The 12,867-nt window shown below is 72.7% G+C and carries 12 protein-coding genes; 6 read left to right on the top strand and 6 right to left on the bottom strand.

The genetic code is table 11. The features are described from left to right. Window positions 1–54: 54 nt before the first annotated feature. Together Sru01_RS26680 and Sru01_RS26675 are read left to right on the top strand one after the other, a co-directional pair. Window positions 55–1,329 (top strand): aspartate kinase, encoded by a 1,275-nt coding sequence (locus tag Sru01_RS26680; protein ID WP_203991033.1) that lies wholly within the window; start codon window positions 55–57, stop codon window positions 1,327–1,329. After that, window positions 1,326–2,444 carry an aspartate-semialdehyde dehydrogenase gene (locus tag Sru01_RS26675; RefSeq protein WP_203991031.1) on the top strand — a complete coding sequence of 373 codons (1,119 nt, stop codon included), beginning with the start codon at window positions 1,326–1,328 and terminating at the stop codon, window positions 2,442–2,444. The genes Sru01_RS26680 and Sru01_RS26675 overlap by 4 nt, the downstream gene beginning before the upstream one ends. A gap of 67 nt (window positions 2,445–2,511) precedes the next feature. Here Sru01_RS26675 and Sru01_RS26670 read toward each other — a convergent pair whose 3' ends face one another. After that, window positions 2,512–3,219, bottom strand: coding sequence for a hypothetical protein (locus Sru01_RS26670; protein ID WP_203991024.1), 708 nt, complete (start codon window positions 3,217–3,219; stop codon window positions 2,512–2,514). A 150-nt stretch (window positions 3,220–3,369) separates the two neighbouring features. Between Sru01_RS26670 and Sru01_RS26665 the strand changes: the two genes are divergently transcribed. Together Sru01_RS26665 and Sru01_RS26660 are read left to right on the top strand one after the other, a co-directional pair. Beyond that, entirely contained in the window at window positions 3,370–4,044 is a 675-nt protein-coding gene (locus Sru01_RS26665; RefSeq protein ID WP_239137763.1) for a TetR/AcrR family transcriptional regulator, read from the top strand. Window positions 4,045–4,307: 263 nt separating this feature from the next. Continuing rightward, window positions 4,308–4,694: a YkvA family protein gene (locus Sru01_RS26660; RefSeq protein ID WP_203991018.1), complete on the top strand. Its 387-nt coding sequence runs from the start codon at window positions 4,308–4,310 to the stop codon at window positions 4,692–4,694. Between the two features lie 132 nt (window positions 4,695–4,826). On the opposite strand, the gene Sru01_RS26655 is transcribed toward Sru01_RS26660, so the two are convergent. Next, window positions 4,827–5,975, bottom strand: coding sequence for an amidohydrolase family protein (locus Sru01_RS26655; RefSeq protein WP_239137762.1), 1,149 nt, complete (start codon window positions 5,973–5,975; stop codon window positions 4,827–4,829). A 111-nt stretch (window positions 5,976–6,086) separates the two neighbouring features. Next, entirely contained in the window at window positions 6,087–6,896 is an 810-nt protein-coding gene (locus tag Sru01_RS26650) for an SURF1 family cytochrome oxidase biogenesis protein (protein WP_203991012.1), read from the bottom strand. 313 nt (window positions 6,897–7,209) lie between these two features. Between Sru01_RS26650 and Sru01_RS26645 the strand changes: the two genes are divergently transcribed. Together Sru01_RS26645 and Sru01_RS26640 are read left to right on the top strand one after the other, a co-directional pair. After that, entirely contained in the window at window positions 7,210–7,863 is a 654-nt protein-coding gene (locus Sru01_RS26645; RefSeq protein ID WP_203991009.1) for a VC0807 family protein, read from the top strand. A gap of 115 nt (window positions 7,864–7,978) precedes the next feature. Beyond that, entirely contained in the window at window positions 7,979–8,569 is a 591-nt protein-coding gene (locus Sru01_RS26640) for a TetR/AcrR family transcriptional regulator (protein WP_203991005.1), read from the top strand. Window positions 8,570–8,653: 84 nt separating this feature from the next. Here the strand turns inward: Sru01_RS26640 and Sru01_RS26635 are convergent, their stop codons facing one another. From Sru01_RS26635 to Sru01_RS26625, 3 genes are all read right to left on the bottom strand, one after another. Further along, a complete protein-coding gene (locus Sru01_RS26635) occupies window positions 8,654–10,300 on the bottom strand; it encodes an MFS transporter (RefSeq protein ID WP_203991003.1) in 1,647 nt (548 codons plus the stop codon). Window positions 10,301–10,450: 150 nt separating this feature from the next. Continuing rightward, a complete protein-coding gene (locus Sru01_RS26630) occupies window positions 10,451–10,753 on the bottom strand; it encodes a hypothetical protein (protein WP_203991000.1) in 303 nt (100 codons plus the stop codon). A 418-nt stretch (window positions 10,754–11,171) separates the two neighbouring features. After that, on the bottom strand, window positions 11,172–12,867 hold a 1,696-nt coding region (locus Sru01_RS26625), incomplete at its 5' end, for a tetratricopeptide repeat protein (protein WP_203990996.1).

Here is a 12,867-nt window from a genome sequence, read left to right as displayed (position 1 = left end):
GGGGGCGCAAGTAGACTGTGAGCTCCGCAGGCCCGACCTTTGGGGAGACGTCCCGTGGCGCTCGTTGTCCAGAAATACGGTGGTTCCTCCGTCGCAGACGCCGCAGGCATCAAGCGGGTGGCCCAGCGGATCGTCGCGACGAGAAAAGCCGGCAACGACGTCGTGGTCATCGTCTCGGCGATGGGCGACACCACCGACGAGCTGCTCGACCTGGCCCAGCAGGTGTCGCCGTTGCCGCCCGGCCGCGAGCTCGACATGCTGCTGACCGCCGGTGAGCGCATCTCGATGGCGCTGCTCGCCATGGCGATCGCCAATCTCGGCCACGAGGCCCGCTCGTTCACCGGCTCGCAGGCCGGCGTGATCACCGACTCCTCGCACGGCAAGGCGCGCATCATCGACGTCACGCCCGGGCGCATCCAGGAGGCCGTGCGGGCGGGGCAGATCGCGATCGTCGCCGGCTTCCAGGGTGTCTCGCAGGACACCAAGGACATCACGACGCTCGGCCGGGGCGGCTCGGACACCACTGCGGTCGCGCTCGCCGCGGCCCTGGCGGCCGACGTCTGCGAGATCTACACCGACGTGGACGGCATCTTCACCGCCGATCCGCGCATCGTCGCCGCGGCCCGCCAGATCCCCCGCATCTCCTACGAGGAGGCGATGGAGATGGCGGCCTGCGGCGCGAAGATCCTGCATCTGCGCTGCGTGGAGTACGCCCGGCGTTTCGAGTTGCCGATCCACGTGCGCAGCTCGTTCAGCAGCCGGGAAGGCACCTGGGTCGTCTCCGATCCCAACACTGAAGGAAGCGAGATGGAGCAGCCGATCATCTCCGGCGTCGCGCACGACCGGAGCGAGGCCAAGATCACTGTGGTCGGGGTCCCCGACAAGGTCGGAGAGGCCGCGGCCATCTTCAAGACGCTGGCCGCCGCCGAGATCAACATCGACATGATCGTGCAGAACATCTCGGCCGCCGCCACCGGGCGCACGGACATCTCCTTCACGCTGCCGTCCGCCGACAGCACGGTCGCGGTGACGGCGCTGAAGCGCATCCAGGAGCAGATCGGGTTCGAAAAGATCCTCTTCGACGACCAGATCGGCAAGGTGTCGCTGGTCGGCGCGGGCATGCGCTCGCATCCGGGCGTCACCGCGAAGTTCTTCGGTGCCCTGGCCGACGCCGGGGTGAACATCGAGATGATCTCCACCTCGGAGATCCGCATCTCGGTCATCGTCGGGCAGGACGAGGTGGACGCCGCGGTCACCGCCGCGCACCGGGCGTTCGACCTCGACGCCGACCAGGTGGAGGCCGTCGTCTACGGCGGTACCGGGCGATGAGCGCCCCCGATCGGCACACCGGCAAGGAGAGTGACCAGGCAGTGACCGCGGACAGCACCGCCAAGCCCACCCTGGCCGTCGTCGGCGCCACCGGCGCCGTCGGCACGGTCATGCTGGAGATCCTCTCCAGCCGCCCGGACGTGTGGGGCGAGATCCGGCTCATCGCCTCCGCGCGCTCGGCCGGCCGCCGGCTGCGGGTGCGGGGCGAGGAGGTCGAGGTCGTCGCGCTGGCGCCGGAGGCCTTCGACGGGGTCGACGTGGCCATGTTCGACGTCCCGGACGAGGTGTCGGCGGAGTGGGCGCCGATCGCCGTCTCCCGCGGCGCGGTCGCGGTGGACAACTCCGGCGCGTTCCGGATGGACCCGCAGGTACCGCTGGTCGTGCCCGAGTGCAATCCGCGCCAGGTGGCCGAGCGGCCCAAGGGCATCATCGCCAACCCCAACTGCACCACGCTGTCGATGATGGCCGCGCTCGGCGCGCTGCACCGCGAGTACGGCCTGCGCGAGCTGGTCGTCGCCTCCTACCAGGCGGTGTCCGGCATGGGCGTCAGCGGGCCCGAGCGCCTGTACGACGAGATCGAGGCGGTGGCCGGCAACCGTACGCTCGGCACGGTGGCGGGCGACGTCCGCAAGGCGGTGCCCGATCTGGTCGGCTCGCCGTTCCCGGCGCCGCTGGCATTCAACGTGGTGCCGATGGCCGGGTCGCTCAAGGAGGACGGCTGGTTCTCCGAGGAGCTGAAGGTGCGCAACGAGTCGCGCAAGATCCTCGGCATCCCGGATCTCAAGGTTTCCGCCACCTGCGTGCGGGTGCCGGTGGTGACCACCCACTCGCTCGCCGTGCACGCCACCTTCGCCGAGCCGGTGACGGTGGCGCAGGCGCGCGCGGTGCTGGACGCGGCGCCCACCGTGGTGGTGCTGGACGACCCGGCGAACGGGGTGTTCCCCACGCCGGCCGACGTCGTCGGCACCGACCCCACCTATGTGGGGCGCATCCGGCAGGCGCTCGACTTCCCGAACACGCTGGACATGTTCGTGTGCGGCGACAACCTGCGCAAGGGCGCCGCGCTGAACACCGCGGAGATCGCCGAGCTGGTCGCCGCCGAACTCACCGCCTGACGTCCGCGCCGTGCGGGGGCCGTCGCGCCCCCGCACGCGCGCGGCGGCCCCTCGTGGGACGCGGGCGTCAGCGGAACGTGATGTCCCAGTGGCTGGGTTCGTCGGCGTAGACGGTGTACGCCTTGCCGCGGCGCTCGTAGTAGAGGCGGGCGCCGTCGTCGCGGATCCGGCCGCGGCGCTTGCCGCGGACGTACCGGTCGACGCACCGGTTGTGCAGGATGTCGATCTTGTAACCTCGGCCGTGGCTGAACGGGCCGGGCGCGTGTCCCACCTCGGTGCCGCCGGTCACCATGACCGGGCAGCCGCTGCGGCGTCTGAGGTTCACCAGCCCCCACAGCGTTCCCAGCCGGACGGATGCCAGCGATGTGCAGGTGGGCCGGTGCCGGCTGTGGCAGTGCCCGGAGGACTTCCAGCGCAGCCCGGCGTGCCGCAGCCGCCGGACCGCCTGCGGGTGCGCCAGCGGCAGCGCCCGGAAGCGCCGGTGCTGCCGCCACAGCGCCGCGCTCACCATCCCGGGGGCGCGGCGGCGGGCGGCGGCCCGGGCGGCCTGCGCCGCGTGCAGCGTGGTGAGGACGGGATGGCTCATCCGGCGGGCGGCCGGGCGGGCGGGCCCGCCGGCCCGCTCCCGGGCGGTCGGCCGGGCGGCCGTTCCGGCCAGTCCCTCCGGCGCCGGGGCGGGCGCGGCCAGCGCGGGGCCGGCCAGCACGATGTGCGCGGCGAGCAGCGCGCCGGCGCCGAGCCAGGCAGATCCCGTTGTGCATGGATTAAAGCCCATATCGATCCTCTGTCGCAGCGCCCCTCCGCCAGGAAGATCTATCCCACATACCCAAAGTGCTGACTCCACTGCTCTGCGGCTTTTTGCGGGAAAATGGCGGGCGAGCTGTGCGTCTGTGACCTTGCTTGGCCGCGGCCGTACAGTTGCCACGTGGTCGAGTCGAGGCCGAAGGCGCGAGGCGGAGAGAAGACCCGGGACGTCATCGTGGAGACCGCGCTGCGGCTCTTCCGGGAGAGGGGGTACGAGGCGACGACCATGCGGGCCATCGCCGCCGAGGCCGGGGTATCGGTGGGGAACGCGTACTACTACTTCGCCTCCAAGGAGCAACTGGTCCAGGCCTACTATGACCGCGCGCAGGAGGCGCACGAGGCCGCCTGCCGCGAGCTGCTGGCCGCCGAGCGCCGGTTCGCCGACCGGCTGAGCGGCGTGCTGCGCGCCTGGGTTGCGGTCTCGGAGCCGTATCACGCGTTCGCGGTGAAGTTCTACAAGCACGCCTCCGAGCCCGGCAATCCGCTCAGCCCGTTCAGCGGGGAGTCGGCGCCGGCGCGGGAGGCGGCCATCGCGATCTACCGCCAGGTCGTGGAGGGCGCGGCGGACCGCATCGACGCCGAACTGCGCGAGGAACTGCCCGAGCTGCTGTGGCTGTCCTCGCTCGGGGTGATCCTCTTCTGGGTGCACGACACCTCGCCCGGCTGCGCGCGCACGTACCGGCTGATCGAGGTGATGGTGCCGCTGATCGACCGGCTGGTCGGGCTCTCGCACCTGCCCGGCCTGCGCGGGGTGACCAAGGATTTCATCACCGCCATGCGCGAGCTGCGCACCTGAGCCCGTCGGACCGACCGTCCGCCTGGCCCGTCGCCGTGTCCGCCCCTTGTGTCCGCCCCTTGTGTCCGCCCCTTGTGTTCGCCCCTTGTGTTCGCCGTCGTGCCCGGCGGCCGGGACGGTGCGCGCTCGCCCCGGAGGCGTCCGGATGCCGGCCGCGGAACCCGGCGGGTCGTCCCGTGCGTTATCGAAGTGCCCGCACGGGTAGTGCGCGATCGACGGGTTCCGACCGCGCCGCGGACCGCGGGCGCAGACGGAGGTGCCAGATGGGCAAGACCGGACGTGCGGCGGCGGCGTACCGCGCCTACCGCCAGGTGAGCCGGCCCGGTTCGGCCGGGCTGATGGATCGGATCCGCGCGCTGCCCCGCATGATCGGCGGCGCGCTGCGCGGCGAATACCGTGACCTGAGCAAGGGCAAGCTGGCCCTGATGGGGCTCGGCGTGCTCTACATCGTGTCCCCGTTCGACGTGGTGCCCGACTTCCTGCCGCTCATCGGGGTCGCCGACGACTTCGGCGCCTTCCTGTGGCTGATGGGCTCGCTGCTCGGCGAGAGCGACCGCTATCTGGACTGGGAGCGCGGCCAGGTGCCCGGCCACGACAGGAGCCACGACAAGGGCCGCGGCAGGCGGCACGTCGAGGGCGAGGTCGTGTAGCCGGCACGTCGGTTCGCGGCGCGCCCGCGTCCTTCGGGCGCGCCGGCCCGGACCGTCTCCTCCACCGGAGTCCGGTTCGGCGGGCCGGGCGACCGGCCTGGATCCAGGATCCGGGTCAGGCGTTCCCGCCGGTCAGAGCTCCTCGGCCATCAGCCAGGCGCGGGAGGGCAGCGGGTGGCCGAACAGCCGGGCCGCGTTGCCGTAGGCCACCCGGGCGATGTCGGTGGGCGGCAGGCTGCCGAGGTTGCGCGCCAGCGCGTGCTGGACGTCGGGCCAGGTGGACTCCGAGCGCGGGTAACCGCTCTCCAGCAGGACGTGCTCCAGGCCGACGGCCAGCCGCACGCCCGACAGCGCGTAGTCGTCCAGGGTGCCGAAGTAGAAGTTGCGCCGCAGCACCTCGCTCGGCTTCAGCCCGCCCTCCCACTCGGTCTCGCCGGCGACCGGGTGGTCGAGCGCGTAGTCGGCGCGGGCGGCCAGCATGGGCAGCCAGCCGACGCCGCCCTCGGCGATGAGGATGCGCAGCTTGGGGAAGCGCAGCGGCACCCCCGACCAGAGCCAGTCGGCACAGGCGAACATCGCGCTGGCCGGGATCAGCGTGGTGATGGCCTCGATCGGGGTGTCCGGCGAGGGCACCGGCGCCCAGGAGGACGCGCCGGTGTGCAGGCAGACGACCGTGCCGGTCTCCTCGCAGGCGGCGAAGAACGGGTCCCAGTGCCCGGTGTGGATGGACGGCAGCCGCAGCCGGCTCGGGAATTCCGGGAAGACGACGGCCTTGAAGCCGCGCGCCGCGTTGGCGCGTACCTCCTTGGCCGCGACCTCCGGGTCGGGCAGCCAGGGCAGTTGCAGGGCGATGACCCGCTCGGGATAGGTGCCGGCCCACACGTCGCAGTGCCAGTCGTTCCAGGCACGGGTGAGGGCCAGCCCGAGGTCCTGGTCGCGGGTCTTTGCGAAGGCCATGCCGGACTGCACGGCGAGCATGCCGGGGAAGCTGAGCACCGCCCAGATGCCGGCGATGTCCATGTCGGCGATCCGGGCCTCGATGTCGTGGCAGCCCGGCCGCATCTCCTCGAAGCGCACCGGGTCGAGCGTCCACTGCTCGCGCGGCAGGCCGGCGCCGGCGTCCATGCCCGCGCAGGAGTAGGTGCCGCCGCCGTACCGCCATACCTGGTGGCCCGCCTCGGTCTCCACGACCTTGGGAGCGACCTCGGCGTACTTGGCGGGGAGCCTGCCCTCGAACAGGTCCGGCGGCTCGATGACATGATCATCGACGGAAATGATCACATAGTCTCGCCGCCGTGGCTCAGGGTCAGGAGGCAGCGATGTAGTCACAGGAAAACCGTATGGCGTCGGCATAACACGAGACAAGCCAGCAGGTCTCCGGTTGGTATCCGTTCAGGCCGGGGCGCCCGCGCCGGCCGGCCGGCCGCCGCCGGCGCCGCCGTCGGCGCCCTCTCCGGCGCGAAGGTCGCGGGCCTCCCGGCGGATGAGCGTGAACCACCCGCCGATCGCGATGGCGATGAAGACCCACCACTGCACGGCGTACGCGAGGTTGAGCCCGCCCCGGCCGCCGACGTCCGGCGGCGGGACCGGCGCGGGCGCCGCCGCGGCGGCCGGCCGCTGCTCGACAAGCTCGACGTAGCCGCCGAACAGCGGGTACGGCATCGCGCGGCCGATGGCCGGGGTGTCGATCAGCATGATCTGCCCGGCGGGCAGGCCGCTCAGCGGCCGGATGCCGGTGCTCTCCGGGGTCTCCGCCTGGCGGAGCCGTCCGGTGAGGGCGACCTGCCCGGCCGCGGGCGGCGGTATCCGCGGCGGCGCGGTCGCGGTCGCCCCCATCGGCACCCAGCCGCGGTTGACCAGCACCGCGGCGCCTTCCGCGGTGATCAGCGGGGTCAGCGCGTAGTACCCGACCCGGCCGTTCTGCACCCGGCGCCGCACTACCAGCTCGTGCGACGGGTCGTAGCGTCCGGCGACGGTGACCTCGCGGTGCCGGGCCGCGGCCGGCGGGTCGGCACCCGGCCGGTCCAGCGCGGTGAGCGGCACCGCGGCCGCGGCCAGGTTGCGGGACGCCAGCTCGCTCGCCGCCGACCGATCCTCGTAGCGCCCGTACTGCCACCGGCCCAGGAACACGAAGGCGGGGATCAGCAGCAGGACGAGCAGGTGGAGCGCCAGCCACCGGGGCTTGAGGAGGAACCGGTACACGACTGCCAGCCTAGGCAGCGCCGGCCGCGGTCCCGCACCCGGCCGGGCCCGCGCCGGTGTGCCGGTCCGGCCGGGCGGCCGGATGTCCTTAACGCCAGATCTCCCTGACCGGGGGTGACGGTGATGTCACCCTCGTACCGGATGAGGCAGGTGGCGCGGCGCCTGGCCGCGGTGCGGGAACGACCGCGGAATCCGCATGTCCGCCGGCCATCTATGATCTTCAGGAACCGCTCGCCGACCTGTCGGGCATGCCGTACGGTCGTGGAGGTTCGCCCCCAGACCACCACATCGGCCGCAGGAGCCCCACCCGACCATGACAGCGTCCTCCATCGCGCTTCCGGCCGTCCCGCAGTCCGCGACGTTGCCGAGGATCTCGGTGCTGGTCCGGCATGCCGCCCCGCGGGTGCTGGAGGGCATGATCCTTCCGGTGGCGGTCTTCTACGCCGGCCTGCTGGTGGCCGGCGTGCACGGCGGCCTGGTCCTGGCGGTCGCCTGGGTGTACGGCGGGGTGGTGCTGCGCCTGGTGCGCCGGCGCACCGTGCCGGGCACCGTGCTGCTCGCGATGCTGGCGATCACGGTGCGCGCGGCGCTGGCCCTGCTCACCGGGAACGTGGTCATCTACTTCCTGCAGCCGACGCTCGGGGTGTTCTGCGCCAGTCTGGCGTTCCTCTGCACGGCGGCCGGGCGTCGCCCGCTGATCCAGCGGGTCACCACCGACCTGGTGCCGCTGCCCGACCACCTGGTGCGGCATCCGCGGATGCGCCGCTTCTTCGTGCACCTGTCGCTGCTGTGGGGCCTGGTGCAGTTCGCCAACGGGACGCTCAGCCTGTGGCTGCTGTTCAGCGAGCCGATCCAGACGTACCTGATCGTCCGGACGGCGGCGGTGGCGCTGCTCATGGTGCTGGCCGCCGCGGCGTCGCTGCTGGCGTTCCGTCGGGTGCTGCGGGTCATGCAGCAGCGGGGCTGACCGCGCGCCCGCCCGGATGCCGAGACGGCCTTTCCGCCAGGTGGACGGCCGCGCTAGCATGACCGGACCCGGCGGAGTTTGCAGAACAAGGTTCTGTTAGGCCACCATTGACGGCGTGAAGACCGCGAAGACCGGCCGCGACGGCCGCACCCGCATCATCGAGGGGGCGCTGCGCCGGTTCAGCCAGGACGGCGTCTCCGCCACCACGCTGGCCAGCCTCCGCGAGGAGAGCGGCGTCAGCGTCGGCAGCTTCTACCACCACTTCGCCAGCAAGGAACACGTCTTCGGAGTGCTCTACTCCGAGATCCAGACCATGTACCAGCGGGCCTTCGTGGACGAGCTGTACCGGCACGAGACCGCGCAGGGCGGCATCGAGGCGATCGTGGCGCTGCACATGGCCTGGTGCGGCGAGCATCCCGAACGGGCCAGGGTGCTGATCAGCGAGCGGCCGCCGCGCCGGCAGGAGCCCGGGGGTCAGGAGGTCGCCGAGTCGCGCCGGGCCTTCTTCCGCCAGGTGGCGGACTGGTGGCGCCCGCACATGGACGCCGGAGTGCTGCGGCCGGTCCACCCCACCATGTGCTACGTGCTGTGGCTCGGCCCGGCGACCGAGATGTGCCGCCTGTGGTTCTCCGGCGCCCACCAGCCGGCCGAAGACGAGATCAAGATGCTCTGCGCCGCCGCCTGGCAGAGTCTCCGGCTCGGCTGAGCCGGGCCCGCATGCGAAGGAGCCGGGCGGTCCACGGTCGCCCGTGGTCCGCCCGGCCCGTGTCCGGCCCTGGGAGCGGTCCGGTCAGTCCTTGCCGGCCGTCACCAGCCCGGCCTCGGCGTCGCTGCCGGCGTGCGGGCCGTTCTGGTCGCTCTCGCCGCTCTCGGCGGCCTCGCCCGCCGGTGCGGCTCCCGGCGCCTGGGCCGGCTGCCCGCCGCCGCGCAGCACCACGGCCGACAGCACCGCCAGGCCGATGAAGATGACCGCGCCCACCGCGGCCACGGTGTTGAGACCGCCGGTGAAGGCGCCGCGGGCGGCCTCGACCAGCTCGGTGCCGAGCCGGCCGGGGAGCTGCTGGGCGGCGGTCAGCGCGGCGGTGATGCTCTGGTGCGCGGCGTCGGCGACGGCGGCCGGGACGCCGGCCGGGCGGTCGTCGGCGAGCTGGGTGCGGTAGACGAAGGTCGCCAGGCTGCCCAGGGCGGCCACGCCCATGGCCACCCCGAACTCGCCGCTGGTCTGGTTGATCGAGGCGGCCGAGCCCGTCTTCTCCAGCGGCACCGAGCTCATGATCAGGTTCATGGTCAGCGACATCGGGAACGCGATGCCGAAGGAGGCGAGCACCAGACCGGTGACCAGCAGGGGCAGCCCGTCGACGCTCGGCACCTGGGTGTGCGCCACCAGGCCGGCGCCGGCGATGACCAGACCGGCCGCGATGACGTAGGCCGGGCGGAACCTGCGGGCCAGCGCCGGGGCGACCATCGAGCCGGCGACCATGGCGATGTTCTGCGGGAGCAGCCACAGCCCGGCGCTCATCGGCGACAGGCCCTGGACGGTCTGCAGGTACAGGCTGGAGAGCAGGGTCGTGCCGGCCATCACGATGCCGGCCAGCAGCATGACGCCCATCGCGGTGCTGAACGAGCGGTTGGCGAACAGGCGCAGGTCGAGCAGCGGGCTGGCCAGGCCGCGCTGGCGCAGCACGAACACCACGCCGACGGCGATGCCGACGATCAGGGCGGCGACCGGCAGGGCGTGCACCCCGGAGCGGGCGAGCTCCTTGAGACCGTAGATGGCGGGCAGGATCGCGGCGAGCGACAGGGCGACGCTGATCGGGTCCAGGCGCCCGGCGTTCGGGTCGCGGTACTCGGGCAGCAGGCGGGGGCCGACGGCCAGGAGCAGCACCATCACCGGGACGCCGAGCAGGAAGGCCGAACCCCACCAGAAGTGCTCCAGCAGCAGGCCGCCGACCAGCGGGCCCACGGTCATGCCGCCCATGAAGCAGGCGAACCACACTCCGATGGCCGACCCCATCTGCTTGGGGTCGCGGAACATGTTGCGGATCAGTGCCAGGGTGGAGGGCATGAGGGTGGCACCGGCCACGCCGAGCAGCGCCCGGGAGGCGATCAGCATCTCGGGGCTGGTGGAGTAGGCGGCGAGCACGGAGGCGACGCCGAAGGTCGCGGCACCGGTGAGCAGCAGCCGGCGGCGGCCGATCCGGTCGCCCAGGGTGCCCATGGTGACCAGGAAGCCGGCCAGCATGAACGAGTAGATGTCCAGGATCCACAGCTGCTGGGTCGAGTCGGCGCCGAGGCCGGAGCTCAGGTGGGGCAGGGCCAGGTACAGCACGCTGATGTCCAGCGACAGCAACAGGGTCGGCAGGGCCAGCACCGCCAGCCCGATCCATTCGCGCCGCCCGGCCCGCAGGTCGGGGGTGGTCTCGACAGTGGCGTTCATCGGGGTTCCTTCGTGGTCGTTGCCCGGCTTCACCTGGTTCCGCGAGGGGACCGGGCGGGTCCGCCTTTCGCGTACGACCACCGTCTCACCGACAACTTTTATTGTCAAGACGATTTCTGTATTCGGATGTGGGCGGGTTTCCGGCAGCGGTCAGACGGCCTGCCGGACGCGCGAGGGGACCCGCCAGACCTTTTCGTCCAGCGAGATGTCCAGCCGCAGCTCCTGCCGGTGGCGGCGCAGCCCGGGCACCCGCACCCGGTCGTGCACGTCGAAGCGCCCCCGGCGCGGGTAGCCGAAGCCGAGCGCGCCGGGCAGCACCCGCAGGTCGTCGCGGTTGCCGCACCGCGGGCAGGTCCACGCGACCTGATCCAGCCCCCGGTGATAGTCATGACAGGCGCCGAAGAACTCGTCCGGCCGGAACCGGGATTCGCAGGCGTAACACGGGATCAACATGGGAGATCCGCTCCTTGCATGTACGGCGCGGCCTTACACGACTGTGATATCTGTACCCCCTTGACCACGGCTTGCCTGCCGCTTGCCCACCCGGAGCCCCAGGTCATCGGCCTCGGGCGTGTCGTGGCGTGGATGTTGATCCGGCATTGATCCGGCGTTGAGCCGCCTCCGCCAGGCTGTTTCGTGGCACGGGGCTTGGGGGTTCGAGACCGTGCCGAAGGTCCGGCCGGCCGTCGCCGAAAGGCGGCCGGCCACCGCGTGGCGCCTCCGGCAGGCACCGGGCCCCCCGGCGCCCGGCGGTGGCCGGGCGGCCGGCCGGACCCGGAACGGCGTACCTGACGACGGGACATGGTGAGCTGTGATCAACCACGTGTGGATGACCCGCCTGGACGACGAACCGTTCTGCGGCGTTCGGGAGTTAATCGCCGACCTGGTCGAGCTGCAGCAGAGCGCGCAGGTCGTCGGCCTCGGGGGACCCCAGGCGGGTGAAGATGTCGAGGGCGCGGCGCAGGCAGTCCCCGCTGCGCCGGACGCTGCCGAGCCCGGCGAGCGCCCGGCCTAGCACGGTCAGCGAGAGGGCCTCGCCGTAGGGATGACCGATCTCCCTGCTCACCGTCAGGGCCTCCTCGGCGTGCCGCACCGCGTCCTGGTACCGCCCGGCGGCGATGAACGTCTCGGCGAGCCGGCAGCACACCCGCTGCTCCCACACCTTCTGCGCGCCGGACCGGAAGAACTCCAGGCACTCGGCATGGTGCACCACCGCCTCGGTGAGCCGGCCGACCCGCGACAGCACGATGCCCAGGTGATAGCGCGCCCGGGCCGTCCCGGCGCCGCTGCCCAGCTCGGAGAAGATGGCGAGCCCCCGCTCGGCCGCGGCGATGGCCTCCTCGGGATGGCCGAGCCCGAGGTGGTCGCGGGCCGAGTAGCTCGCCACCAGCGCCTCCCCGGCCGCCGCGCCGATCTCCCGGTAGGCCTTGAGCGCGTGGTCGAACCAGCCCAGCGCCTCCTCGTGCCGGCGGCGGCGGCCGGCGACCACCGCCAGCGCGTTGAAGATCTCGCCGGTGACGATGTGGTCGCCGGTGGTCTCGGCCAGGTCGAGCGCGGCGCGGAACTGCGCGTCGGCGTCGCCGAGCCGGTTCGCGCCGAACAGCACCCGCCCCATGACGTACCGGCAGCGCAGCTCGCTCGCGGTGTCCCCGATCGCCCGGGCGGTACCGAGGACGGCGCCGGCCCGACCGGCGAACTCGCGGACGTACGCGCCGGACTCCAGCAGCGGCTCCATGGCCAGCAGCAGGTCGGCGGCGGGCAGCAGGGCGGCCGGGGCCGGGCCGGCGTCGGCGCACTGCCCGATGGCCGCGAACAGCGTCTCCGCCTCGGCGGTCAGCCAGGCGACGGCCTCGTCCGCGCCGGTGAAGTTCCGGCCCGACACCCCGGCCGGCACCAGGTGGTCGGCGATGACGCTGCCCTCGTAGGCGAGCCGGTGCGCGGCCCGCGCCGATTCGAGGTAGTAGCCGAGCAGCCGGCGCAGCGCCGCCGCGCCGGCGTCCGGATTCTCGGTGACCTCGGCCTGCCGCCGGGCGAACAGGCGCAGCAGATCGTGGAAGCGGTACCGCCCGGCGGCCGGCGCCTCCAGCAGGCTCGCGTCGACCAGGGACTCGAGCATGTCCTCGGTCCGCACCGGGCTCGACTCCAGCACGGCGGCGGCCGCGTGCACCGAGATGTCCGGCCCGCTGGGCAGCGACAGCAGGCGGAACGCCCGGGCCTGCGCCGGGTCCAGGTGCTCGTAGCCCAGCGAGAAGGTCGCGTCCACTGCCAGGTGGCCGATGCGCATCTCGTCCAGCCGGCGCCGCTCGTCGGTCAGCCGGGGGACGAGCGAGGCGACCGTCCAGGACGGGCGGGCGGCCAGCCGGGCCGCGACGATGCGTACGGCCAGCGGCAGGAACCCGCAGATCGCCACCACGTCCATGGCGGCGGCCCGCTCGGCCGACACCCGCTCCGGCCCGGCGACCGCGGCGAACAGCCCGAGGGCCTCGTCCGGCTCCATCACCTCCAGATCGACCAGCCGGGCCGCGGGCAGGTCGGCCAGCTTGCCGCGACCGGTGATCAGTGCCGCG

The organism is Sphaerisporangium rufum, assembly GCF_016863395.1.
Lineage (GTDB): Bacteria > Actinomycetota > Actinomycetes > Streptosporangiales > Streptosporangiaceae > Sphaerisporangium > Sphaerisporangium rufum.
This window is presented reverse-complemented; position numbering and strand designations above follow the sequence as displayed.